Source organism: Acidovorax sp. ACV01 (assembly GCF_014851495.1).
Lineage (GTDB): Bacteria > Pseudomonadota > Gammaproteobacteria > Burkholderiales > Burkholderiaceae_C > Acidovorax > Acidovorax radicis.
In genome coordinates this window covers 154,300-179,465 of the sequence record NZ_JACUZT010000005.1, presented here as the reverse complement: position 1 = coordinate 179,465, position 25,166 = coordinate 154,300, and the positions used below count along the sequence as shown (strand labels likewise).

Sequence of the window (25,166 nt, the reverse complement as noted above, 5' to 3'; positions counted from 1 at the left end):
TCAACGTGCTGAAACTGCTGCGGCCACGGGCACCTCGGCCACGCCGCCGCAGCGGGCGGGCATGGCGGCCGGCAGCGTGCGCGCGGGCTTGCCGCCCGCTGCCACCGGCTGGGCCGCCAGCCAGGCCGACACGGCGCTCACATCGTCGGGCGTCAACTGCCGGGCGATGTCGGCCATGCAGTCGGGCGCATGGGCGCGGCGCTGGCCGGTCTTCCAGGCGCCCAGCTGGCTGTTGAGGTAGTCGCGCGGCAGGCCCAGCAGGCCCGGGATGGACGGCGCCACGCCCGTCATGGCGCTGCCGTGGCACGACACGCAGGCAGGGATGCGGCGCGCAGCGTCGCCCAGGTGCACCAGCACGCGCCCCTGCTCCAGCGCGGCGGCCGGCGCCTGGGGTGCGGGCGGCGGCGGGTACGGCACATCTTGCGCGGCAAAGTGCTCGGCCATTTCACGCAGGTAGTCGTCCGTCAGGTGCTCGATGAGGTAGGTCATCTGCGGGTAGCTGCGCCGCCCGTCGCGGAAGTTGAGCAACTGGTTGGCCAAGTAGCCCGCCGGCTTGCCGGCGATGCGCGGAAAGTAGCCGTCGGGCGTGGCGCGGCCTTCCTTGCCGTGGCAGGCCGTGCAGGCCAGCACGCGCGAGGCCATCGACGACGCGGACACCGTGGCGGACGGGGCCGCCGCAGCCGTCGCAGGAGTGGACACGGGCTGGGCCCAGGCGCCAGCGCTCCACGCGAGCGCCATTGCGGCAGTGGCGCCGGCCAGGCGGGAAACAGGGCGCAGCAGGCTGCGCAGGCAATCGATCATGGGGTTTTGTCAGTCGGGAAACGGCCGGCCCGCACACATCGCGACGGGCACCAGCACACGCCGCCACTCTACGCCCCGCCCCAAAAACAGTACAGATTCAGTTTCGAGTTAAAAATACAGATCAGTTTGCCCTGGATCAACCCCAGCCTCCCATGAAACGCTACGAACGCCACGCCGACGCCATCGCCCAGCTCATCCACAGCGGCGCCCTGCGCCCGGGCGACCGCGTGCCGTCGGTGCGCGAGGCCAGCCGCACGAGGGGCATCAGCCCGTCCACCGTGTTCGAGGCGTACTACCTGCTGGAGGCCCAGGGCCTCATCCACGCCCGGCCGCGTTCGGGCTACTACGTCAGCACCCGGCTGCCCGCCGCAGGCCTGCGCCCCGCCGAGCCCCTGCCCTCGCAGCCCGCGCACACCTCCACCGGCGTGGCCATCAGCGACCTGGTGTTCGAAGTGCTGGGCCTGGCGCGCGACCGCGACCTGGTGCCGCTGGGCTCGGCGTTTCCGGGGCTGGAGCTGTTTCCGCTGGAGAGGCTGGCGCGCTGCCTGGCCAGCGGCATGCGCAAGCTCGACCCCTGGAACATCGTGCAAAGCCTGCCGCCCGGCGACGAACGCCTGCGCCAGCAGATCGCGCTGCGCTACGGCCTGCACGGCAGCGCGGTGGATGTGGAAGAGATCATCATCACCAACGGCGCGATGGAGGCCCTGAACCTCTGCCTGGAAGCCGTCACCCAGCCGGGCGACATCGTGGTGGTCGAATCGCCCACCTTCTATGCCGCCTTGCAGGCGCTGGAGCGGCTGAACCTGCAGGCACTGGAAATTGCCACCCACCCGCGCGACGGCATCGACCTGGCCGCACTGGCCGAGGCGCTGGAGCGCCAGCCAGCCCACCAGCGGGTCAAGGCTTGCTGGCTCATGCCCAGCTTTCAGAACCCCCTGGGCAGCCTGATGCCCGAAGCAAAGAAGCGCGAGCTGGTCGCCCTGCTGGCCCGCCACCAGGTGCCGCTGATCGAAGACGACGTGTACGGCGAGCTGCACTTCGCCCCGCACCGCCCGCCCCCGGCCAAGGCGTTCGATACCCAAGGCCTGGTGATGCACTGCAGCTCGTTCAGCAAGAGCCTGGCACCCGGCTACCGCGTGGGCTGGGTGGCGGCGGGCCGCTTTGCCACGGCGGTGCAGCGCTTGAAGCTCATGACCACCCTGTCGGCCGCCACGCCGTCGCAGCAGGCGCTGTCCGAATACCTGGCCCAGGGCGGCTACGACCGGCACCTGCGCCAGCTGCGCCGCAGCCTGGCGCAGCAGCAGGCCATTGCCCTGGCGGCGGTGGCCCGGCACTTCCCGCCGGGCACGCGGGTCTCGCAGCCCGAGGGCGGGTACTTTGTGTGGGTGGAGCTGCCCGCGCAGGTCGACGCCCTGCAACTGCACCGCCAGGCACTCCAGCAGGGCATCAGCCTGGCGCCGGGGCAGATCTTTTCGGCAGACCGGCGCTTTGCCCACTGCGTGCGTATCAACTACGGGCATCCGGCGCAAGAGCGGTTTGAAGCAGCCTTGGCCACCGTCGGTAGACTGGCTACGGCCTTGGCGGTCGACGACTCTGCCGGAAAGCAAAAACAAGCTTCAAAACAGATGGAGCCCTGAGAGCACCTTGGTGTGCGGCAGAAAGAAAAACACAAGGAAGTCCTCCTTCATGTGCACTCTTCTGCACTCTTTTTTTGATAGCTACAAGCGCTTTATAGACAAGCGCTGGCAGCCTGTTTTGATCATTTTTTTGCCGCGCTTTGCATGCGTGGGCTCAGAAACGCTCCCATTCGTCGTCATCGCCTCCTGCCAATGCCGGCGCCGGGCTGTGCGCCCAGGGCTTGCCGTCGGCAGGGGCGGCACCTGCCTTTGGCGTGGGCAGTTTTGTCTGGGGTTTGACCGCCGTCTTGGGGCCGCGGAAGCTGCTGCCACCGGCCTTGGACGGTGTAGCGCGATGGGCGGCCATCCCCGGTGCAGGCATGGAGGCCCGGGCTGCAGGTGCAAGGGAAATGCCGGTGCTTGTATTGGCGTTGGCGTTGGCGTCCAGCTTGAACACAGCCACGGCCCCCACCAGCGCCTGGGCCTGCTGGCGGCAGCGGCCATTTCCTCCACCAGCGCGGCGTTCTGCTGCGTGACCTGGTCCATCTGCGTCACGGCCTCGCCCACCTGCGACACACCCGTGCTCTGCTCGCTGCTGGCCGCACTGATCTCACCCATGATGTCCGTCACGCGGCGGATGGAGGACACCACCTCGGTCATCGTCACACCCGCCTTGTCCACCAGCGCCGAGCCCTGCTCCACGCGCTCGACGCTGGCGGTGATCAGGGCCTTGATCTCCTTGGCGGCCTCGGCACTGCGCCCTGCCAGGCTGCGTACTTCTCCGGCCACCACCGCAAAGCCCCGGCCTTGCTCACCCGCACGGGCCGCTTCCACCGCAGCATTGAGCGCCAGGATGTTGGTCTGGAAGGCGATGCCGTCGATGACGCTGATGATGTCGGCGATCTTCTTGCTGCTGTCGTTGATGCCTTTCATGGTCTCCACCACTTCGGCCACCACGTCCCCCCCCTGCACGGCCACGGTGGAGGCGTTCACGGCCAGCTGGTTGGCTGCCCGCGCGTTGTCGGCGTTCTGGCGCACGGTGGAGCCCAGCTCTTCCATCGACGCTGCGGTCTCTTCCAGCGCGCTGGCCTGCTGTTCGGTACGCGCCGACAGGTCGTTGTTGCCCGACGCAATCTGCGAGCTCGCCGATGCAACACCTTCGGCATTGCTGCGCACCGCGGCCACGGTGTTCACCAGGCTTTGCTGCATGCGCTGCAGGGCACTGAGCAGGTGGCCAGTTTCGTCTTGGGACTGAACGGTGATCTGGCCACTGAGATCACCGCCGGCCACACGGTCAGCAGCCTCCACCGCCCGTGCAAGGGGGCGGGTGATGGACCGGATGATGGTGACGGCGAGAAAGAGGGCAATGGCAATCGCGAGTGCCCCCGCAATCAACACATCCCGTTGCAACGCAGTAGCAGCGGCTTCTGCCCGTTCACCCGCTTTTGCGGTGACCTGGGCCTGATATTCAACCTGCTCGTGGATGGCGGCCTGGTAGGCCCGCTGTGCGGGGCGGTATTGCTCTTCGAGCAGCTTGATGGCTTCGTCCTTCTGCCCTTGCTGGATCATGCCCAGGTACTGCACGCCGATCTTTGCAAACTCCGCCCGCCGCTGCTGCATCCGGGCAAGGAGTTCCTTGCCATTGGTGGAGGTGATCAGCGAATCCAGCGTTTTGTACTGCGCGTCCACTTCCGCCCTGGACGCGGTAATCTGGTCCATCGACGATTTGACCACCGCCTCGGTCGTGAAAATCGCCAGATTGCGCACCTGGATGGCTTGCACATTCACCCGGTCGGTAAGGGTTCCCAGTGCTCTGGTGATCGGGATGCGCACGTCAATGACGTCCTTGAGCTCCGTGCGCTGGTTCGCAGACCGGATCAGGCTGACCGCACCCAGCGCGATGAGCAAAAGCACCATGACGGAAAACGCTACGGCGAGTCGGGTTGAAATCCTCAGCTGGTTCATCCTGCTTCTCCTCTGAATGGATGTTTTCTCTGGCTGCCGACACCTTATCCGTGGGGGGCCTTTGTCACCAGACCTATTTCGCCGCAGCCGGGCCGTGTCTTGATCTTCGTCAAGATCGGCATGCTCTCGCCCAGGCATTTGCGGGCCAGCCACTGCACACGCAGCTGTCAAGTTGGCGACACCAACCCCGCCAGAGCCCAGCCCCCCAACCTTGGGATTGGAGAGCTAGCTCCAGTCCACCCCCCAATGCACAGCCAAAAAAATGCTACCTTCCATGGCGGCCTCACCGCCCGTGCGCGCCTTTGCTTTTGATTGACGACCCGATGCCCTTTTTCAGCAACAAAGAAACCGACCCCAACCACATCCCGGCTCCCGGCCTGCCGCTGCTGGCACTCGAGCTGCGGGCCCCGTGGGAGTTTGGCGCGGTGTTGCCCGCCTGGCCTGTGCTACAGCGCGCCCCACGCGGCGACGGCCACACGGTGATCGTGTTTCCGGGCCTCACGGCAGGGGATGCCACCACCGTTCCGCTGCGCCGCTACCTGGAGTCGCGCAACTACGACACCCTGGGCTGGGGCCAGGGCCTGAACCTCGGCCCCAAGGATGGAGTGCTGGAAAACGCCAAGCGCCAGCTGCAGGAGGCGTATGACGCGAGCGGCGGCAAGGTGAGCCTGGTGGGCTGGAGCCTGGGCGGCGTCTATGCGCGCGAACTGGCCAAGGAAATGCCCGATCGGGTGCGCTGCGTGATCACGCTGGGCACGCCGTTTGCGGGGCACCACACCTCCACCAACGCGTGGCGCATCTACCAGCTCGCCAGTGGCCGCAGCATCGAGCGCGAGACTGAAAACTACAACCTGCCCGAAGCGCCCCCGGTGCCTACCACCAGCATCTACTCGCGCAGCGATGGCGTGGTGGCCTGGCGCGGCAGCATCCAGGCGCCGGCGGCGCACAACCCGCACACCGAAAACATCGAAGTGGTGGCCAGCCACTTTGGCATTGGCCTGAACCCCAGCGCCTGGTGGGCCGTGGCCGACCGCCTGGGGCAACCGCACGGCCCTGACGTGGATTGGCAGCCCTTTCAACGCCCCAGGATTCCGGGCTTGCACCTGGTGTATCCAGACCCCCATCGGTAAGCGCCTTGGACGGGGCGCGGTCGCAAGCCCCACCCAAACCAACAAAAAACACGCTGAGGAAAATCCGCAGCGTGCTTTTTTTTTGATAGCTATGAGCGCTTGATAGACAAGCGCCAGGGGCTGTTTTTAATCACACCCCCATGGGCTCGGGCAGTGTGCCCCGCTCAGAAGCTCTCCCAGCTCAGAAGCTCTCCCAATCGTCGTCGTTGCCTCCCTTGGCTGCTGCGGGCGCTGGCGCGCTGGCAGCCGGGGCCTTGGTACTGGTTGCGGGGGCGGCTGCGCTGGTCTTGGGGGCCGCCAGGCTGGCCTGGGGTTTGGCGGGCTTTGTGCTGCCGATCTTGCCGGCGCTTTTGTTCGCGGCTGCACTTCGTTGGGCCGTGAATGCGGGGGCGGCGATGGGCGCGCGGGGTGCTGGCGCTGGCGCGCTGCTGCGTGCCGTGCTGGCATCGAGCTTGAACACCGCCACGGCGTTCACCAGTTCGCCCGCCTGGGCGTTCAGCGCGCTGGCCGCTGCCGCCATTTCTTCCACCAGCGCTGCATTCTGCTGCGTGGCCTGGTCCATTTGCGTGACGGCTTCTCCCACCTGGCCCACGCCTGCGCTTTGTTCGCTGCTGGCGGCGCTGATCTCGCCCATGATGTCGGTCACGCGCCGGATGGCGCTGACCACTTCGGCCATGGTGGCCCCGGCCTTGTCCACCAGGGCGGTGCCTTGTTCCACGCGTTCCACGCTGGCATTGATCAGGGCCTTGATTTCCTTGGCAGCCTCGGCGCTGCGCCCTGCCAGGCTGCGCACTTCTCCGGCCACCACCGCAAAGCCCCGGCCTTGCTCGCCCGCACGGGCCGCTTCCACCGCAGCGTTGAGCGCCAGGATGTTGGTCTGGAAGGCGATGCCGTCGATGACGCTGATGATGTCGGCGATCTTCTTGCTGCTGTCGTTGATGCCTTTCATGGTCTCCACCACTTCGGCCACCACGTCCCCCCCCTGCACGGCCACGGTGGAGGCGTTCACGGCCAGCTGGTTGGCTGCCCGCGCGTTGTCGGCGTTCTGGCGCACGGTGGAGCCCAGCTCTTCCATCGACGCTGCGGTCTCTTCCAGCGCGCTGGCCTGCTGTTCGGTACGCGCCGACAGGTCGTTGTTGCCCGACGCAATCTGCGAGCTCGCCGATGCAACACCTTCGGCGTTGCTGCGCACGCCCGACACCACGCGCGCCAGATTGGCACGCATGTCCCCCAGCGCCGTGAGCAGCTGGCCCATTTCGTCCTTGCCGCCCGGCGGCACCTCGGTCGTGAGGTCACCCTCGGCAATGGCCCGGGCAGCCCGCACGGCATGGTGGGCCGGCCGGGAAACGGTGCGCGTGATGCCCACGCCCAGCAGCGCAGCCAGCACCACACACACCACCAACGTGCCCAGCAACCACAGGCGCGCCCTGTCAAACACTTCCCGGGCGTCGGCATTGGCCTGCACCGCGTTCTCGGCGTTGATCTTCTGCAGCTCCCCCAACGTTTCCGCCGTGGCCACGAAGGCGGTTTCCGACTCTCCGGCATACAGCATGCCCAGCGCGTCGCCCGTCAGCTCCAGGGTTTCGGTGGTGCTGAAATCCACGTTCTTGGCGACCTCGATCAGGTTGGCCTGCACCACGAGGTAGGCGGCCTTGCGCTGCTTGTACAGATCGAAGGCCTCGCGCTCGCGGGGCGTATCGACCAGGGGCGCCAGGGTCCCCTCGACCCGCTCCACATCCTTGTGCCGCGCCAGCACCTGTTCGGAAAACGCCTTCACTTCGGGGACATTTCGCGCCGTGGCCAGGCCTCCCTCAGAGCGGCGCATGCGGTTGAGCAGCACCCGCAGCTCGCCCACCTGCGCGACGGTGGGCAACAGGTTCGTGGCCAGGTTGTCCGCGTTGCTGTGAATGCGCGACATCTGGACGAGCGCGGTCACGCCCAGCAGCGTGGTGAACAACACCATCAGCAGAAAACCCGCCCCCAGCTTGACGCCGATGCGCAGATCGGAAACTTTCATGAATCACCCTTCACATTGCGTTGCCCACACAAGGCACTTCGACGCATGCCAATCTGTATTGCTCAGCACCGCATATTTGTAACCAAATGCAGTCTAACAGTGTCACAAGTCCTGCAAAGCGGGCTTTTCCCCTACAGCGAGGCACCACGCGGCCATAAAAAAAGCATGCGGGTTGTGACCCGCATGCTTTTTCGAGGGAATCCCTTGATGCTATACTATTTATAGCTACAAATTAATTTCCATCAAGCCCTAGAGGCTATTTTTATGCCAACCGCCTTCAGGCGTGGGCCTTCTTGTAGCTTTCAATGCCGTCGACGATTTCCTTCTTGGCGCCGTCAATGCCTTCCCAGCCCAGCACCTTGACCCACTTGCCCTTTTCCAGGTCCTTGTAGTGCTCGAAGAAGTGGGCGATGGCGTTGCGGCGCATGGCGTTCACGTCGTCAATGGTCTTCCAGTGGTCGTACATGGGCAGGATCTTGGACGTGGGCACGGCAATCACCTTGCCATCCACACCGGCCTCGTCTTCCATCATCAGGATACCCAGGGGGCGGCACGTCACGACCACACCGGGGTGCAGGGGGTAAGGCGTGATCACCAGCACATCCACTGGGTCGCCGTCGCCCGACAGCGTCTGCGGCACGTAGCCGTAGTTGGTCGGGTAATGCATGGCCGTGGTCATGAAACGGTCCACAAAAATGGCGCCCGATTCCTTGTCCACTTCGTACTTGATCGGGTCGGCGTTCATCGGGATTTCGATGACGACGTTGAAGGCATCGGGAACGTTCTTACCTGGGGGGACGTTGTTGAGGGACATGTCTTTGGAGAGTGGTTTGTTGACGGTAACCCGCGAGGCATCCGGCGCTGATGCAGCGCAATGAAGCGTCGGGATTAACCCTGATTTTAGGCGCACGCCCCTTTCTGCCCGCTTGCAAACCGGCGTTTGCCTGTAAATTGGGCCTGTTGGCCAATCGACTCCTGCCGCGAAATGCACAGGGAGCACGAGGAAGCAACGCAACGGAAGCACCACCGTCCTGCGTTGTGTTTCCTTCCGTGCAACTGAATATTTCAAGGAGTGACGAATGGCTGGAAATACAGCGCTGACTGCCCCTCTGATACTGGCTCTGGTTTGCGGATTGATTGCGGTGGCCTATGGCATCTGGGCCCGGGGATGGATCCTGGCCAAGGACCCCGGCAACGCCCGCATGCAGGAGATTGCCGCCGCCATCCAGGCCGGTGCCGCCGCCTACCTCGCCCGCCAATACAAGACCATCGCCATCGTTGGCGTGGTGCTGGCGGTTCTCATTGGCATCTTTCTCGACGGCACCACGGCCGTGGGCTTTGTGGTGGGCGCGGTGCTCTCGGGCGCCTGTGGCTTCATCGGCATGAACGTATCGGTGCGCGCCAATGTGCGCACGGCGCAGGCGGCCACACAGGGCATTGGCCCCGCGCTCGATGTCGCGTTTCGCGGCGGGGCCATCACCGGCATGCTGGTGGTGGGGCTGGGGCTCCTGGGCGTCACGGGCTTTTACTGGTTCCTGGCGGGCAATGGCAACCTCACGCCCACGGCCAATCTGGCCAATCTGCTCAACCCGCTGATCGGCTTTGCGTTTGGCTCGTCGCTGATCTCGATCTTTGCGCGGCTGGGGGGCGGCATCTTCACCAAAGGCGCCGACGTGGGTGCCGACCTGGTGGGCAAGGTGGAGGCCGGCATCCCTGAAGACGATCCGCGCAACCCCGCCGTGATCGCCGACAACGTGGGCGACAACGTGGGTGACTGCGCGGGCATGGCGGCCGACCTGTTCGAGACCTATGCGGTGACGCTGATCGCCACCATGGTGCTGGGTGCCCTCCTGGTGGTGAGCGCACCGGTCAACGCCGTGGTGTACCCGCTGGCGCTGGGCGCCGTGTCCATCGTGGCGTCCATCATCGGCTGCTTCTTTGTGAAGGCCTCGCCCGGCATGAAGAACGTGATGCCGGCGCTGTACAAGGGCTTGGCGATTGCGGGCGTGCTCTCGCTCATCGCGTTCTACTTCGTCACGGTGTGGATCATGCCGGACAACTCCATCATGGCCAGCGGCAGCCAGATGCGCCTGTTTGGCGCCTGCTTCACCGGGCTGGCGCTGACGGCTGCGCTGGTCTGGATCACCGAGTTCTACACCGGCACACAGTATTCGCCCGTGCAGCACATCGCGCAGGCCTCCACCACCGGGCACGGCACCAACATCATCGCGGGCCTGGGCGTGTCCATGCGGTCCACCGCCTGGCCGGTGATCTTCGTGTGCCTGGCCATCCTCTCGGCCTACCAGCTCGCGGGCCTGTACGGCATTGCGGTGGCGGCCATGTCGATGCTGTCCATGGCGGGCATCGTGGTGGCGCTGGATGCCTATGGCCCCATCACCGACAACGCCGGCGGCATTGCCGAGATGGCCGAGCTGCCCAGCAGCGTGCGCGACATCACCGACCCGCTGGACGCCGTGGGCAACACCACCAAGGCAGTGACTAAGGGCTACGCCATTGGCTCCGCAGGCCTGGCCGCGCTGGTGCTGTTTGCCGACTACACGCACAAGCTCGAGAGCTACGGCCGCGCCATCACGTTCGACCTGTCCGACCCGCTGGTCATCGTGGGCCTGTTCATCGGCGGCCTGATCCCCTACCTGTTCGGTGCCATGGCCATGGAGGCCGTGGGCCGCGCCGCCGGCGCCGTGGTGGTGGAGGTGCGCCGCCAGTTCCGCGACATCCCCGGCATCATGGAAGGCACGGCCAAGCCCGAGTACGGCAAGGCCGTGGACATGCTGACCACCGCCGCCATCAAGGAGATGGTGATCCCCAGCCTGCTGCCCGTGGTCGTGCCCATCGTGGTGGGCCTGGCCCTGGGCCCCAAAGCGCTGGGCGGACTGCTGATGGGCACCATCGTCACCGGCCTCTTCGTGGCCATCAGCATGTGCACCGGCGGCGGCGCCTGGGACAACGCCAAGAAGTACATCGAAGACGGCCACCACGGCGGCAAGGGCAGCGAGGCCCACAAGGCCGCGGTGACTGGCGACACCGTGGGCGACCCCTACAAGGACACCGCCGGCCCGGCCATCAACCCGCTGATCAAGATCATCAACATCGTGGCACTGCTGATCGTGCCGCTGGTGGTCAAGTTCCACGGCGGATGAAGCGCACGGACCCGGCCTGACAAGCCGGAAATCCAGGTAAACAAGGGGCCTCAGGCCCCTTTTTGCCGCGTACCATGGCAGGCACCGGTTCCCGTCCTCCCAGAAGATGGCCTTGAAACACACCACACCGTCGGCCCCCGCGCCCTCCGCCAGCGATACCACGCCCTACCAGCACATCGTGCACGACGTGCTGGCACAGGCCCGGCCCTTGATGGAGCGCGTCGCTGAAGCCACGCGCATGGCCCTGCAGGCGCGCCAGGACCAGGCCCGCACACCGGGCGAACACCACGCCATGCAGGAAGCGCGGCAACAGCTGTCGCGGCTCACGTCCGTGATGGGCGAGCGTTACCCCGACGCACTGCGCAAGGCACTCGACCAGGAAGCGGTACAGAACGAGGAAAAACCCACGCGCTCCCTGTTCACCATCCATTTCGACGACCTCGAACTGATGGACGAGGCACAGATCAACGACAGCGTGGAGCGCGCCCGCGCCCGGCAGGTACTGATCTCTGCAGTGGAGGGGCCACTGGCCGACCTCGACGCCCTGGTGTGCGCGGCCCTGGACCTGCCCCGCGTGCAGCCCGAGCACAACCCCCTGCGCCCCGAAGTCTTCCTGCAGGCATTGCAGACCGTGGTGTCGCAGATGCAGGTCACAGACCAGGTTCGGCACGACTGGATGGGACCCATGGCCCAGGCGCTGGGCGCTGAGCTGCGTGGGCTCTACCTGGCGCAGACGGATCGGCTCAAGCTCAGCGGCGTGCAGCCTGTGGGCTATGCGATGCGCCAGGCCGACGGCCAGGTGGTCTACGTTGCGCCGGCCGAAGGCGGCGTATCCCCCGGCTTTGCATCTGACAACGACCTGTCCACAGCGGAAGCCCACGCCGACCCCCTGCTCACACTCGACCGCCTGCGCCGCCTGCTGCTGGGCGAGTTCAGCGAGAACCCCGCGCTGGCACAAGCATCTGCCACGACATCGACACCCGAGTCCGAAGAGAACTTCGCGGACCGGTTTGCCCGCGAGTTCGAGAACCCGGACCAACTTCCCCGCATCGACCCGCCCGCCACGGATTTCGCTGCCACCGTGCCCGCCGCCTTTGAGGCGCTGCAGGAGATGAACCAGGTCAGCCACATGATGGAGCGACTGGGAGGCCAGCGCTCCCAGGCAAGCGGCAGTGCAGGCGCCAACCCCGCAGCCCCGCCACGCAAACATTCCGGCGGGCTGGGAGAAGCCTTGAGCATGGAGGTGGTGGCGCTGATGGTGGACAACATCGCGCGCGACAGCCGGCTGCTGTGGCCCGTGCAGCAATTCATCCGCGCGCTGGAGCCCGCCTTGATGCAGCTGGCACTGGCCGACCCCCGGTTCTTCAGCCACAAGGAGCACGCCGCGCGCCGCCTGCTGCAGGACATCACCGACCGCAGCCTGGCCTTCAGCAGCACCGAGGCCCCCGGTTTCCAGAGCTTCATGCGGTCGCTCATGAACATTGCAGGCCCACTGGCCACGGCCACCATCGAGGGGCCCGACGACTTCGAGCACGTCCTGCAGCAATTGCACGCCAAATGGGCAGAGAAGGACCAGCAGCGCAAGCAGGAGCGCCAGCGCGCCATCGAAACCCTGCAGCATGCCGAGCAGCGCCACCTGCTGGCCGCCCGGATATCGCGCGACCTTTGGCTGCTGCCTGATTTCGGCAAGGTGCCCGACGAAATCTCCCGCTTCCTGCTGGGCCCCTGGGCCCAGGTCATGGCCCAGGCGCGCCTGACTGCCACCACCGGCCGTGCCGACCCGGGCCGCTACGAGGAACTGGTGGACGCCTTGATCTGGAGCGCGCAGCCCGAGCTGACCCGCGCAAACACCGGCCGGCTCGCGCGCCTGCTGCCCAAGCTGCTGGCCAAGCTGCGCGAGGGCCTGGCGTCCATCGACTACCCCGCCACCCGGACCGAGGCCGTCTTCGAGCTGCTGATGGAGCTGCACCAACAGGCCTTCAAGCCCGGTCCCAGGGTTGCCACCCAACCCCCCGCCCCGCCACCCGAGGCGCAGGCGGCGGCGCCGCCAGTCCCCCTGGACGATGACGACCCGTGGGTGGCCCCCTCCGAGGCCAAGGAATCCGGCTATGTGGATATCTCGCAGTCCCCCGAACTGGAGAGCGTGGTACCGGCGCCAGAGTCCACCTCCAGCGATGCCACCGCGATGCCCCACCTGGCCCCATTGGCGCCCTTGGCTATTGGCACCTGGGTGAACCTGCAGGTGGCAGGCCATTGGGAGCGCACCCAGTTGTCCTGGATCGGCTCACAAGGCAACCTTTTCCTCTTCACCAGTGCCTCTGGCCGAACCCAGTCGATGACCCTGCGCCTTCTGGACAGGCTTTTCCAGCAAGGCGCAATGCAGGTGCTGACCGAACAGACCGTGGTGGACGAAGCCCTGGACGCCGTGGCGCAGGCGGCCATGCGCAACAGCGTGGAGAGCAGGTTGTAATTTGCTCCTGAAAGAAGAGCGCCTAGCGCTTTATGGATAAGCGCCAGGGGTCATTTTTATCCCAAACATATCCTGAAAACCTGGCGCAGAACCCTGGGGGGCGGGCCCGTCACGGTCGCCGCGCTGCCTATCGTTCCTCTGGTAGTCAAACGCCATCCGGAGTGATACGCTGGGGGCGTCCAGTCCAAGGCTTTGCGACATTCGAGAGATCGAGGGGATTTGTCAGGGCCTTAGCCCGCTTCGGCGGGCTTTTTTACGCCTTCTCCGTTACGCCTTCTCCGCTACGGCGGGCTATTTTTCGTCTTTTCAGCTCTGGCGGTTTTTCACACCGACTCTCCCGCAGCGGGCAACACAAGCACCACCCTGAGGCCGCCAAGGTCGGCGGGTTCCAGGTCCAGCCGCCCTCCGTACATGGCCGCCAGGTCCTGCACGATGGCAAGGCCCAGTCCCGTGCCCGGCACCGTTTCGTCCAGCCGCACGCCGCGCTCCAAGGCCTGCGCGCGCTGCGCGGCACCGATGCCGGGGCCGTCGTCTTCTACCTTGATCAAAAGCTGGCGCAACGGTTTCTCAGCGTCCTCACCCTGCGCGTGTGCTGTCAGCCGCACGGTGGACTGTGCCCATTTGCAGGCGTTGTCCAGCACGTTGCCGAGCATTTCCTGCAGATCCTGCGCCTCGCCCGCAAAGAACAGCGGAGCATCGGGCAGTGCAATGGTGATGTCTACGCCCTGCCCGGCATGCACCTTGTTCATGACACGCACCAGTCCACCCACCACCGGCTCCAGCGCCGTCCGCTGGCCGGGCAGGTGCGCCGAGGCGGCCACGCGTGAGCGTGCCAGGTGCCAGTCGATGTAGCGCCGCGCGACCTGCACCTGGTCGCGCACCAACGCAGCCAACGCTGCGCCATCACTGGGTGCCGTCGCGCGGGCCGCGTTCTCCAGCACGGTGAGCGGTGTTTTCAAGGCGTGCGCCAGATTGCCCGCCTGGGTGCGCGCACGCTCTACCACCTCGGCATTGCGGCCCAGCACGGCGTTGAAGTCATCCACCAGCGGCTGCACCTCGGCAGGGAATGCGCCCTGCAACTGGGTGGCGCGCGCCTGTTGCACATCCTGCAAGCCCCGCTGCAGCGCCTGCAAGGGCCTGAGCCCCACCGCCACCTGGGCCCAGGCGGCGGTTGCCAGCAGCACCAGCAGCGCCGCCAGCGACAGCACCAGCACACGCGTGAACCGCGCGGTGGCCGCCTGGGTGGCCTGCAGATCGGCCGCCACGATCAGGCGCCAGCGCGCCGCATCCACGCCCTCGGCACGCACGGTGCGCTCCAGCACCAGCAAGGGCGCGCCCTGCGGGCCTGCCACCTCATGCACATGCACCGCGCCATCGGCCAGGGCATCCACCTGCAGGGCCAGGCTGGTGTCCCACAACGAGCGCGAGCGCAGCATGCCGGCACGGCCGTTACCATCGGGCGCCATGGCGTCCACCTGCCAATACAGGCCGGAATAGGGTTTGAGCCAGCGCGGGTCCGACAGCGCCTGCGCAGCGATCACCGGCTGGCCCTGGGCATCAAACCCCAGCCGCGCCGTGACCTGGTCCAGCTGCTGCACGAGGGCCGCCTCGAACTGGCGCTGCACATGCTCGCGGAACAGCCCACTCAGCACAAAACCAGCCAATACCACGGCCACAGCCACCCCCGCCACCGTCACGGCCAGCAACCGAAACCGCAGGGAGCGCGACCAATGCAACCCACCCCGGTTCATGGTGGCACCAGGCGGTAGCCCATGCCACGCACTGTCTCGATGCGGGCAGAGTGGTTCGGGTCTTGGGAGAAAGCTTGCAGTTTTTTGCGCAAGCGCCCCACAAAGACTTCGATGGTGTTGGATTCCCGGTCAAAGTCCTGCGCATAGATGTGTTCGGTCAGCTCGCTGCGCGACACCAGAACGCTCGGCCGGTGCATGAGGTAATCGAGCACCTTGTATTCATGCGCCGTGAGCGCCACGGGCTGGCCCGCGCAGGTCACGCGGCCACTGCGGGTGTCCAGCGACCAATCGCCACACTGCAGCACCGCCGACGCCTGCCCGCTGGCGCGGCGTATCAGTGCGCGAAGGCGTGCCAGCAGTTCTTCGAGGTGAAAGGGCTTGGTCAGGTAATCATCGGCACCGGCGTCGATACCCGCCACCTTTTCGTGCCAGTTGTCGCGCGCGGTCAGGATCAGCACCGGCATGTTGCGCCCCTCGGCCCGCCAGCGCTTGAGCACCGTGAGCCCGTCCACCACCGGCAGGCCCAGGTCCAGGACCACGGCATCCACCGCCTCGGTGTCGCCCAGAAACTGGGCGTCGCGCCCGTTGTCGGCCTCATCCACGGTGTAGCCCGCGCCGTGCAGCGCAGTGCGCAACTGGGTGCGCAGCAGCGTGTCGTCTTCTACCAGGAGGATGCGCATGGGTGGCTAATTGCGAGGCTGCTCTCGCCGGTGTTCTCGGCCGGTTCGTTGATCGTCGCGCGATTTGATGCGCAGCACCTCGGCCGTGCGTGCGTCCAGCTTGATCTTGGTCAACTGCCCGGCAGGTGTGAGCAGCTTGATCTCGTAAATCCAGCGATCCCGCTCCTGCTCCTGCTCCTGCTCCAGCTCCACTTCCAGCACCTGGCCGGGCACTTCGCGCTGCAGGCGCTCCAGCACTGCGGGCAAGGGCAGCACCTGGCCTGCCTGCACGGCCTGCCGGGCGCGGTCATGGCCGTCATGGCCGCTGGCCGCAGCGGACGGCGCGACCAACGCCGTGCCCCACAGCGCCCACGCAGCCACCGCCAGGCGTGCGGCGTGGCGGCGAGTGGGTGTGCGGCAGCTCGTCGAAAACATGGGCCATTGTCCTGCGCAGTTTCTGAACGGCCGATGAACGGCTCTTTCACGCGCCGTTCAGGCCGCCGTTTCAACAATGGCAACACACGAAGACACTCAAAAGGGCCCCACGATGACAACCGTTCGCCACCTGGCAGTTGCAGCACTGTTTGCTTGGACAGTAGCCAGCCCGAGCCACGCCGCAGACACCACCGCCGCCCAGCAGCTCGCCCACTGGAGCGCCCAGGCCGGCAGTCCGGGCAACGCCGGCAAGGGCCAAGTGCTCTTCACCACCCGCCACGGCGGCGAGTGGTCCTGCGCCTCGTGCCACGGCACGCCGCCCACCGCGCAAGGCAAACACGCCAGCACTGGCAAATCGATTACGCCCTTGGCCCCGGCGTTCAACCCCAAGGCCTTCACCGACACCGCCAAGGTCGAAAAATGGTTTCGCCGCAACTGCAACGACGTGCTGAGCCGCGAATGCACGGCCGTCGAAAAAGCCGATGTGCTGGCCTACCTCAGCGCCCTCAAGCCTTGAACTGCAGCACCATGAAAAAACTTTCCCACCTCCGCCCCGCTGCCATGGCCGCCGTCCTCTGCGTGCTCACCACGATGACGCTGTCCGGCGCCCATGCAGACGGCGGGCGCGCCATGCCCCGCAACGTGCCCAGCGCCTACACGCAGGAATGCGCCGCCTGCCACACCGCCTACCCGCCTGGCCTGCTGCCCGCAGCGTCGTGGAACCGCGTGATGACGGGTCTGGACAAGCACTACGGCACCGACGCATCGCTCGACGCAGCCACCGTGCGCCAGCTCAGCCAGTGGCTGCAGGCCCACGCAGGCACCTACAAGCGCGTGAACGAGGAGCCGCCCGAGGACCGCGTCACCCGTTCGGCCTGGTTTGAACGCAAGCACCGAAAGATCGAACCCGCCACCTGGAAGCTCGCCAGCGTGAAAAGCGCCGCCAACTGCGCGGCCTGCCACACGGGCGCGGACCAAGGGCAGTTTGACGACCACGACCTACGCATGCCGGCGGGGCTGGATGCCCGCTCACGCCGCGCCTGGAACGACTGACCGCCACGCACGGCCCTCCTCCGGAGCCCCTACAAAGAGAACACGATGAACAACACACCCACCCTCCATCCCGCCGACGCAACGGCGCAACCCACTCTGGCTAAAGTGCCCAGCCGCCGGGTCATCGACGCACCCACACGCATGTTCCACTGGCTTTTTGCGCTGTGCTTTGTGGGCGCCTACGCCACGGCCGACGGCGAGCACTGGCGGCTGCTGCACGTCACCCTGGGCTACACCATGGCGGGACTGCTGGGCTTTCGCTTGCTGTACGGCATCTTCGGGTCGCGCACCTCGGGCCTGGGCCTGCTATGGCGCAAGCTGGCAGGGGCGCCCGCACGGCTGCGCGCTCTGCCCCAGGCGCAATCGGTCACACAGATCAACTGGCGCCAGGGCCAGAACCTGCTGATGGCACTGGCCATCGTGTTGCTGCTGGCGCTGGTGGTGCCCCTCACGCTCAGTGGCTACGCCACGTACAACGACTGGGGCGCTGCGCTGGGTGGCCACTGGATGGGAGAGGTGATGGAAGAGGTGCATGAGTTCTTCGGCAACACCCTGCTGTTTGTGGTGCTGGCCCACATCGCGCTCATTGCAGGCTTGAGCGTGCTGCGCCGCAAGAATCAGGCGCTGCCCATGCTCACCGGCCGGGTGGCGGGCAACGGGCCCGATCTGGTCCCGAAGAACCGCACCTGGCTCGCCGCCCTGCTGCTGATCGCGACACTGGCCTTCGGTGCCTGGCAGTGGCAGCAGTCGCCCAACGGCTGGGTTGCCAGCGGCATATCAGCCGAGCGCCAACGGCACCACGATGACGACTGAGTCATAGCCACCGACCACGAAGGAAACACCCCATGAAAATCTACATGTGTGCCGTTTGCGACTGGATCTACGACGAGGCTGCGGGCCTGCCCGACCACGGGATCGCGCCCGGCACCCTCTGGGCGAACGTGCCCGCCGACTGGCGCTGCCCGGAGTGCAATGTCGGCAAGGCAGACTTTGTGATGTGCGAGGTGTAAGAACCTGTTCAACGTCTTTTTGGAGTTGCACAAGTACCTTGCCGGGATGGGATGCTAGGCGCGGTGCGCAGTGGATAGCTTGGCTATCCACAAGCGCCGCAACGCCGCAGACCGCCCGGCAAGGCACTTGCCCGAAGGGTTGGAGTGAAATCGGGCGATTGGGCGCCTCTGCTGCTTGCATGGGCACGAGCCCATGCGGCGCATCCGAAGCATCCACTCATCCCGATTGCACTCCAATGCAATCTCCAAAAAGACATTGAACAGGTTCTAAGGAAAGGACACCGGGCGCAGCGCACTGCGCTGCATCAGGGCTGCAGACACCAGCGCGCGGTATAACGGTTGCACCGTTGCGACCCTCCTTGCAACGCAGCTTCACGGTCCACATGCCCACTACCGACTCCACTACCGGCCTCGACCCAGCCGTTGCCGCCCAGCGCCTGCGCGAGGAAGGCCCCAACGAACTGGGCATCAGCCAGCGCCGCACGCTGCGCGACATGGCCTGGGACGTGGTCACGGAGCCCATGTTCCTGCTGTTGCTGGGCGCAGGCGCCATCTACCTCGCGATGGGCGATGCGCACGAGGCGCTGATCCTGCTGGGCTTTGTGGTCATCATCATGGCGATCACGGTGCTGCAGGAGCGCCGCACCGACAACGCGCTGAATGCCTTGCGCGACCTCTCCAGCCCCCGCGCGCTGGCGTTGCGCGGCGGCACCATAGTGCGCATTGCGGGCCGCGACGTGGTGCGCGAAGACCTGCTGATGGTTGCCGAGGGCGACCGCATTCCGGCCGACGGCACGCTGCTGCAGGCGCACGAGCTGGCCGCCAACGAGTCGATGCTGACCGGCGAATCGGAGCCAGTGGCCAAGCAACCTGCCGACAAGGTGTTTGCAGGCACGCTGGTGGTCAGCGGCCAGGGCCTGCTGCGGGTGACTGGCGTGGGACGCCACACCGAACTGGGCCGCATTGGCCAGTCGCTCGACACCATTGCGCTGCAGGCCTCGCCCTTGCGCGACGAGATGACCCGACTGACCCGCAAGCTGGTGGTCATCGGCCTGTCGCTCTGCGCACTGCTGGTGTGCCTGTTCTGGGCGCTGCGGGGTGATGCACTGCAGGCCGTGCTGGCAGGCATCACGTTGGCCATGGGCATCCTGCCGCAAGAGCTGCCAGTCATCATGATCGTCTTCCTGGCCCTGGCCGCACGGCGGCTGGCGGCGCAGCAGGTGCTCACGCGGCGGCTCAACGCCATCGAGACGCTGGGCCAGACCACGGTGCTGTGCGTGGACAAGACCGGCACGCTCACCCAAAACCGCATGGCGGTGGCGGAGCTCTGCATTGCGGGCCAGGAGCTGGATGTGCAACACCTGCCAGCCGCGGCGGATGGCAGCGCGCTGCCCGATGCCTTCCACGAACTGCTCGAATACGCCGTGCTGGCCAGCGAGATCGAACCGCACGACCCCATGGAACAGGCCTTTCACCGCATGGCGGCGGACCACCTGGTGGACACCGAGCACCTGCACCCCGCATGGTCGCTGGCACGCGAATACGAGCTGTCGCCCCAGTTGCTGGCCATGAGCCACCTGTGGCGCGACGGCATCTCGGCGCACGACACGGTAGCCACCAAGGGCGCACCCGAGGCCGTGGCCGACCTTTGCCACCTGCCCGACGCCGAACGCGCCGCCGTCAGCGCCCAGGCCGCGCGCCTGGCCGACCGGGGCCTGCGGGTGCTGGGCGTGGCCAAGGCACGGCACCACACACAAGACACCTGGCCCGACGCCCAACACGACTTTGACTTTGAATGGCTGGGTCTGGTGGCCCTGGCCGACCCACTGCGCCCCGAGGTGCCCCAGGCCGTTGCGCAGTGCCGCCAGGCGGGCATTCGCGTGGTGATGATCACTGGCGACCACCCCCGCACCGCGCGCGCCATTGCAGCCCAGGCGGGCATCGCCAACGACCGCGTGGTCACCGGCGACGAGCTGGCCCACATGCCACCGCAAGTGCTGGCCGAGCAGGTCCGGCAGGTCAGCGTGTTTGCGCGCATCAAGCCGCACCAGAAGCTGGCGCTGGTCGAAGCCCTCAAGGCCCAGGGCGAGGTGGTGGCCATGACGGGCGATGGCGTGAACGACGCCCCCGCCCTCAAGGCGGCACACATCGGCATCGCCATGGGCCAGCGCGGCACCGATGTGGCGCGCGAGGCCGCAGCCCTGGTGCTGCTGCACGACGACTTCGCGGCCATCGTGCTGGCGATTCACCGGGGGCGGCAGACCTTTGCCAACCTGCGCCAGGCCATGGTCTACACACTGGCGGTGCACGTGCCCATCATTGGGCTGGCGCTGCTGCCAGTGCTGTTCGGGCTGCCGCTGGTGCTGGCACCGCTGCACATTGCGTTTCTGGAACTGGTCATCGACCCGGCCTGCTCTATCGTGTTCGAGGCCGAGGAAGGCGCTGCCGACCTCATGCAGCAGCCACCGCGCGAGGCGAACGAGCCTCTGCTGTCATCCCGCCACATCCTGCTGAGCCTGCTGCAGGGCAGCGTGGTGACAGCAGCCGTGGTGGGTCTGTATGCCTGGCTGCTGGGCCAGGCGGCACATGCCGCCACCGCCAGCACGGCCGCGTTTGTGGTGCTGGTGGCGGCCAACGCCGCACTCATCCTGCCCAGCCGCAGCAGCCAAACCAGCTGGCGCAGCCTGTGGGCAGGCCTCACGCCCGTCAGCCTTTGGGTGCTGGGTGGCACGCTGGCGGGGCTGGCAGCTGTAACCACGGTGCCATGGCTGGCTGCACCGTTCAAATTTGCGCCGCTGTCAGTGCTGCAGTGGCTGGCCGCACTGGGTGCCGGGTGGGCCACGGTGGCCGTGTTACAGGGCTGCAAACGCTGGTTCCGTGTCGCAGCCACACCCCATTAGAAATCGGCAGAAATCGCGGCCCGAAGCAGCGCCGCAGACGGCGCTACAAGCTCCTGCAGGGCCCCAGCCCGACCCTGCTCGATGGACTGCAGCACCATTTCATTGATGCCTCCCACCACCGCCACGGCCATCGCGGGATGCAAAGGAGCCCCCCGGCTCTCGCCAGTGCGCTGGTTGATCACTTCCAGCATCAGGTCCACCAACTGCTGATTGACCCGCCTCCGCGCGGCCAGGCCGGGCATGCCCAGGCCCAGGATTTCAATGAACAGGGTGCGCAGCAAGACCGGGTTGCAGGCCAGTGCACCGAAATACGCCGAAAGTGCCTGCTCCAGCTGTGCCTGCCAGTCGCTTTGGCGGTCGATGGCGCCGCGCAGCACCGCCAGTGCGTTACCGCTGGCGGATTCGTACAGCGCCGTGAGGCATTCGGCCTTGTCGGCAAAGTTCTCGTAGAAGGTGCGGCGCGACACGCTGGCCTCGCGCACGACGTCGGCGATGGTGGTGTCGGCATAGCCTTTGGCCGCCACGGCGCGGGCCATGCCCTCCAGCAGGCGGGCGCGGTGCTCGGCGCCCACTGCGGCGCCTGGTCGGGTGGTTTCTTGCACGGCAGTCATGGCTTGCGGATTCCCTCGTTGATCACAGGTACTTGACGGTACCACATGTACACCCCATGATTCCAGCCACTGGTACCACAAAGTACCAACAACCCCGGACTTTCTCTTTTCACTGTGCTCCCGGAGACCCTTTCTCATGACCGAACTCGTCGTGCGACGCCTGCTCATTGATCTGGAAACGCCCTTTGACCGCCACTGGTGCGGTGGCGATGCGTTTCGCACGGCGTTCTTCAATGCGCTGTCGATGAGTTTTCCGGTGGGCGAACAATTCTTCATCGACGCGGTGAAGGGCGGGCACAAGGCCATGCCGCCCGAGCAACACGCGAAGTTCGCTGACGAGGTCCGGGGCTTCATCGGACAAGAGGCGACCCACCGCCGCATCCATGCGCTGTTCAATGGGCACCTCGAAAAGCAGGGCCTGGTCAACGAATGGGCATCCCGCGCGCAGGAACGCATGCAGCTTTTCGCCGGAGCCGACCCCCGCCACCCCCTGGCCGTGACGGCTGCCAACGAGCACTTCACCGCCCTGCTGGCTGAATGGCTGCTGGCCCACCCCGAGACCCTGCAGGGGGCGGAGCCGCGCCTGGCCACCATGTGGCAATGGCATTGCGCCGAAGAGTCCGAGCACAAGAACACGGCCTTCGACATTTACCAGGCCCTCGGCGGCAATCACGAGTGGCGCATCACCTGGTTTCGCCGCATCACCATGGTGTTTGTGGGCGATGTGCTGCGCCAGACGGTGGGCAACCTGCGCCGCGATGGCACGCTGTGGCACTGGCGCACCTGGTCCAGCGCCGCGCGCACGCTGTTTGGCAAAGGGGGGCTGGTGCGGGAGACATGGCGCCCTTGGCGCGAGTACCTGCGGCGCGACTTCCATCCCAGCCAGCACGGAACCGATCTCTCGCAGCGCTGGCTGGCCGAGCACAGCGAGCAGTACGTGCCGGTTGGCGCGCAGTGAGCCGCCAAGATCGGTAGGGACTTGCCTTTAACGGCTCTGCGCCAACCCGGCCCACACATCCATCGGCAGCCATTCCAGCGGCAACCGCACGTCCACCCCCTCGCGGCTCCCGCGAGCGCGCAGGTAGGCCATGGACGCATCAAAGTCGTCGAGCGGCGGCGGCATGGGCTGCATGGGTTGGCCGGGCGGCTGCCAGAAGTCGTCCCAGTGGATGGGGATGACGCGCCGGGCACCCACGGCAGCGATCACCTCGGTCCACAGCGCATCGCGGTAGCTCTCGGGCCGCGGACCCAGGGCACCGATGCCCTGCATCACCACGTCGGCGTGCACGCCCCGCAGGGCCCCGGGCTCAAAGCCCGCGCTGCCCACGATGAGCAAGGTCTTGCCCCCATGCTCGATGTGCAGCGCATAGCTTTGGCCTTCCTTGTAGTCGCTGGCACGCACGGGCGGGTGCAAGGGCTCCGTGATCTCGCCGCCGGTAAAGCCGGTGGGCGCATGCCGGCTGGGGTACAGCGTGGCGGTAAAGCGTCCAAAACGCAGGGGCTCCCCCAGCTTCGCGCTGCGGATCTGCGCCTCGGGCAACCCCGCGCCCCGGCCCACGTTGGCCGTGGACGGCGAGCCCAGCAGCAACGCACCCGTGCGCCGTGCGACCTCTGGGGCATCCATGGCATGGTCATAGTGCGAATGCACGGGGATCACCGCTGCGAGCCTGCCGTTCTTGCCGGTCAGCCCAGCACGCTCCAGGCCCTGGGCGATGGCCTGCAGGTCGGGCTCCACCTTGCCAAGGAAGGTCTGCAGCTTGCCGGGGCGCGAGAAAAAGCCGTCGGTGAGCAAGGCCGTTTCTCCATCGTCCAGCAGCACGGTGGAGACCCCTAGGAAAGTCACCTTCAGCGGCGCCGGCGGCCCACTACCAACGGGCGCCTTCCAATGCAGGTCCGCGTAAGGTGCGAGCGATGGATGCTGCTGCAGCGCCCACCAAAGCGCAGCCAGCGCCAGCAGCACCAAGGCCAGCACCGCCAGCAGTGCCCTCTTGAACACCGCCCGCACTATGGCACCGCCTTCACAAGGGCCTTGGCCTGCCGCCGCAGCACCAGCGTGCCAAACAGCGTGGCCAGGACGTACATGCTGACCGAGTAAATCGCCGCAGGCAGTGCCAGCTGGAAATTGCCCAGCACCGACAACGCAATAAAAATCGCCAACGTGGAGTTGTGGATGCCGATCTCAAAGCTGATGGCCGTGGCCATCGATTTATCCAGCCCCGCCGCGCGCGAAAGGTAGTAGCCCGACGCGAGGCTGATGGCGTTGAACAGCAACACGGCCGGACCGATGACCGCGAAGGATTCGACCAGCGCTGTCCATTCCTTGGCAATCGCAATCAGCGCAAACGCGGCCAGCACCACGGCGCTGAAGATCTTCATGGGCTTTTCCATGCGCGCGCTGAAGGCCGGCGCGCGCCGGTGCACCGCCATGCCCAGCACCACGGGCACCAGCACGATGATGATCACCTCGACCACCTTGCCAAACTGCAGCGGCACCACCTGGCCGGTATGGGCAAAGGTGTTGATGGCCCAGTTGGTGATGACCGGCAGGCTCACGATGGACAACACGGTGTTGATGGCGGTGAGCGAAATGTTCATCGCCACGTTGCCGCCAAACAGATGGCTGAACAGATTGGCCGACACACCGCCCGGTGATGCAGCCAGCAGCATCAGCCCCACCGCGTAGAGTGGCGCCACGCCCAGCAGCACGATGAGGGCATAGCACGCCGCAGGCAACACCAGCACCTGCAGCACCAGGGCCAGCACCACGGCACGTGGGTGGTGCATGAGGCGCTGGAAATCCCCCACCGTGAGAGAAAGGCCCAGGCCGAACATGACCAGCCCCAGGGCGATGAACAACAAGGTGGGAAGTACGGAAACAAAGCTCATGGGTCACACACGGTCAGACGGCTGCCGCGCTCCATTCATGCAGAAACCAAAACGACAAAACCCATGGCACCGCTGAGATGCCATGGGTCTGGCAGGGCAGATCCACCCTGACAACAAGGGAACACGGTGAAGGGAAACCGGCTTGGGCTTACGCGGCTGCCTGGCTGGTGCGCAGCCGCACCGGGCCGCTGCGCTGCTCAATCGCCGCCTGCACTTCCTTGCGCAAACCCAGCGCAAAGGCCCACTCGGCCACCACAAACAGCGGGCCGACGATCAGGCCCACCAGGTCGTCCACAAACGCGGGCTTGCGCCCTTCGTAGTAGTGGCCCACGAACTGAATCACCCAGCCCACGGCAAACAGCCCGATGCCCGTGGCCAGCCACACCGCCAGGCTTTGCATTGCCACCCATTGGCCGCCTGCCAGCATGGCGGCCAGCAGCGCCGCCATCACCAGGCCAAAACGCGCATCCAGCCGGAAGTAGAAAACACAGCTGGCCAGTGCGCCAAACAGCGCCGGGCTCAGCGGCAACTCGCCCACCATCCACGTGGGGCGCGACAGCAGTATGACCACGGCCAACATGATCATCGGCACGCCCACAAAGTGGGTGTGGATGTTGCGCGGGTCGCGGTGGTAATCGGCGTACTGGGCCAGGTGGTCGATCAGGGTTTTCATGGGTGTCTCCTGGTATTGTTTTGAGCAG

The 25,166-nt window shown here is 66.3% G+C and carries 19 protein-coding genes and 2 pseudogenes; 10 read left to right on the top strand and 11 right to left on the bottom strand.

The annotated features are described in order from the left end of the window. On the bottom strand, positions 1-801 hold the full coding sequence (locus IB243_RS15895; protein WP_192428253.1) for a c-type cytochrome: 801 nt from the start codon (positions 799-801) through the stop codon (positions 1-3). A 152-nt stretch (positions 802-953) separates the two neighbouring features. Between IB243_RS15895 and IB243_RS15890 the strand changes: the two genes are divergently transcribed. After that, entirely contained in the window at positions 954-2,438 is a 1,485-nt protein-coding gene (locus IB243_RS15890; protein WP_192428251.1) for a PLP-dependent aminotransferase family protein, read from the top strand. A 154-nt stretch (positions 2,439-2,592) separates the two neighbouring features. On the opposite strand, the pseudogene IB243_RS15885 reads toward IB243_RS15890, so the two are convergent. Then, positions 2,593-4,382: pseudogene (locus IB243_RS15885) on the bottom strand (methyl-accepting chemotaxis protein). Between the two features lie 323 nt (positions 4,383-4,705). Between IB243_RS15885 and IB243_RS15880 the strand changes: the two are divergent. Continuing rightward, complete coding sequence (locus IB243_RS15880) at positions 4,706-5,512, top strand: triacylglycerol lipase (protein WP_057271562.1); 807 nt, start codon at positions 4,706-4,708, stop codon at positions 5,510-5,512. 181 nt (positions 5,513-5,693) lie between these two features. Here IB243_RS15880 and IB243_RS15875 read toward each other — a convergent pair whose 3' ends face one another. Both IB243_RS15875 and ppa read right to left on the bottom strand, forming a co-directional pair. Next, a complete protein-coding gene (locus IB243_RS15875) occupies positions 5,694-7,529 on the bottom strand; it encodes a methyl-accepting chemotaxis protein (protein WP_192428249.1) in 1,836 nt (611 codons plus the stop codon). Between the two features lie 277 nt (positions 7,530-7,806). Continuing rightward, positions 7,807-8,343 carry an inorganic diphosphatase gene (ppa, locus tag IB243_RS15870; protein WP_010458012.1) on the bottom strand — a complete coding sequence of 179 codons (537 nt, stop codon included), beginning with the start codon at positions 8,341-8,343 and terminating at the stop codon, positions 7,807-7,809. A gap of 265 nt (positions 8,344-8,608) precedes the next feature. On the opposite strand from ppa, the gene IB243_RS15865 reads away from it, so the two are divergent. Together IB243_RS15865 and IB243_RS15860 are read left to right on the top strand one after the other, a co-directional pair. Beyond that, entirely contained in the window at positions 8,609-10,690 is a 2,082-nt protein-coding gene (locus IB243_RS15865) for a sodium-translocating pyrophosphatase (RefSeq protein WP_192428247.1), read from the top strand. A gap of 106 nt (positions 10,691-10,796) precedes the next feature. Next, complete coding sequence (locus tag IB243_RS15860) at positions 10,797-13,160, top strand: DUF1631 family protein (protein ID WP_192428245.1); 2,364 nt, start codon at positions 10,797-10,799, stop codon at positions 13,158-13,160. A 323-nt stretch (positions 13,161-13,483) separates the two neighbouring features. On the opposite strand, the gene IB243_RS15855 is transcribed toward IB243_RS15860, so the two are convergent. Genes IB243_RS15855 through IB243_RS15845 form a run of 3 tightly spaced genes read right to left on the bottom strand, consistent with a single transcriptional unit; the run spans position 13,484 to position 16,005 of the window. Next, positions 13,484-14,911: a sensor histidine kinase gene (locus IB243_RS15855; protein ID WP_192428243.1), complete on the bottom strand. Its 1,428-nt coding sequence runs from the start codon at positions 14,909-14,911 to the stop codon at positions 13,484-13,486. Further along, positions 14,908-15,591, bottom strand: coding sequence for a response regulator transcription factor (locus IB243_RS15850; protein ID WP_192428241.1), 684 nt, complete (start codon positions 15,589-15,591; stop codon positions 14,908-14,910). Before IB243_RS15850 ends, IB243_RS15855 begins: the two co-directional genes overlap by 4 nt. Before the next feature lie 6 nt (positions 15,592-15,597). Beyond that, positions 15,598-16,005: a PepSY domain-containing protein gene (locus IB243_RS15845; RefSeq protein WP_192428239.1), complete on the bottom strand. Its 408-nt coding sequence runs from the start codon at positions 16,003-16,005 to the stop codon at positions 15,598-15,600. A 112-nt stretch (positions 16,006-16,117) separates the two neighbouring features. Here IB243_RS15845 and IB243_RS15840 point away from each other — a divergent pair, with 112 nt between their 5' ends. The 5 genes and pseudogenes from IB243_RS15840 (at position 16,118) to IB243_RS15820 (ending at position 20,968) form a co-directional block, all read left to right on the top strand. Continuing rightward, positions 16,118-16,522, top strand: a complete 405-nt coding sequence (locus IB243_RS15840) for a DUF1924 domain-containing protein (RefSeq protein ID WP_192428237.1) — start codon at positions 16,118-16,120, stop codon at positions 16,520-16,522. A gap of 11 nt (positions 16,523-16,533) precedes the next feature. Beyond that, the gene (locus tag IB243_RS15835) at positions 16,534-17,058 is read left to right on the top strand and encodes a diheme cytochrome c (protein ID WP_192428235.1); all 525 of its coding nucleotides are present in this window, start codon (positions 16,534-16,536) and stop codon (positions 17,056-17,058) included. A 45-nt stretch (positions 17,059-17,103) separates the two neighbouring features. After that, positions 17,104-17,871, top strand: a complete 768-nt coding sequence (locus IB243_RS15830) for a cytochrome b/b6 domain-containing protein (protein ID WP_192428233.1) — start codon at positions 17,104-17,106, stop codon at positions 17,869-17,871. A 53-nt stretch (positions 17,872-17,924) separates the two neighbouring features. Then, positions 17,925-18,068: pseudogene (locus IB243_RS15825) on the top strand (rubredoxin); the annotation flags it as partial. 383 nt (positions 18,069-18,451) lie between these two features. After that, positions 18,452-20,968: a cation-translocating P-type ATPase gene (locus tag IB243_RS15820; protein WP_192428229.1), complete on the top strand. Its 2,517-nt coding sequence runs from the start codon at positions 18,452-18,454 to the stop codon at positions 20,966-20,968. Here IB243_RS15820 and IB243_RS15815 read toward each other — a convergent pair. Then, entirely contained in the window at positions 20,965-21,579 is a 615-nt protein-coding gene (locus tag IB243_RS15815; protein WP_192428227.1) for a TetR/AcrR family transcriptional regulator, read from the bottom strand. The genes IB243_RS15820 and IB243_RS15815 overlap by 4 nt on opposite strands. A gap of 136 nt (positions 21,580-21,715) precedes the next feature. On the opposite strand from IB243_RS15815, the gene IB243_RS15810 reads away from it, so the two are divergent. Beyond that, a complete protein-coding gene (locus IB243_RS15810) occupies positions 21,716-22,537 on the top strand; it encodes a metal-dependent hydrolase (protein ID WP_010457987.1) in 822 nt (273 codons plus the stop codon). Between the two features lie 27 nt (positions 22,538-22,564). Here the strand turns inward: IB243_RS15810 and IB243_RS15805 are convergent, their stop codons facing one another. From IB243_RS15805 to IB243_RS15795, 3 genes are all read right to left on the bottom strand, one after another. Next, positions 22,565-23,575 carry an MBL fold metallo-hydrolase gene (locus IB243_RS15805; RefSeq protein ID WP_192428225.1) on the bottom strand — a complete coding sequence of 337 codons (1,011 nt, stop codon included), beginning with the start codon at positions 23,573-23,575 and terminating at the stop codon, positions 22,565-22,567. A gap of 8 nt (positions 23,576-23,583) precedes the next feature. Beyond that, positions 23,584-24,465 (bottom strand): bile acid:sodium symporter family protein, encoded by an 882-nt coding sequence (locus IB243_RS15800; RefSeq protein WP_010457982.1) that lies wholly within the window; start codon positions 24,463-24,465, stop codon positions 23,584-23,586. Between the two features lie 148 nt (positions 24,466-24,613). Next, positions 24,614-25,138, bottom strand: coding sequence for a DUF962 domain-containing protein (locus IB243_RS15795; RefSeq protein ID WP_010457980.1), 525 nt, complete (start codon positions 25,136-25,138; stop codon positions 24,614-24,616). Positions 25,139-25,166: the final 28 nt, after the last annotated feature.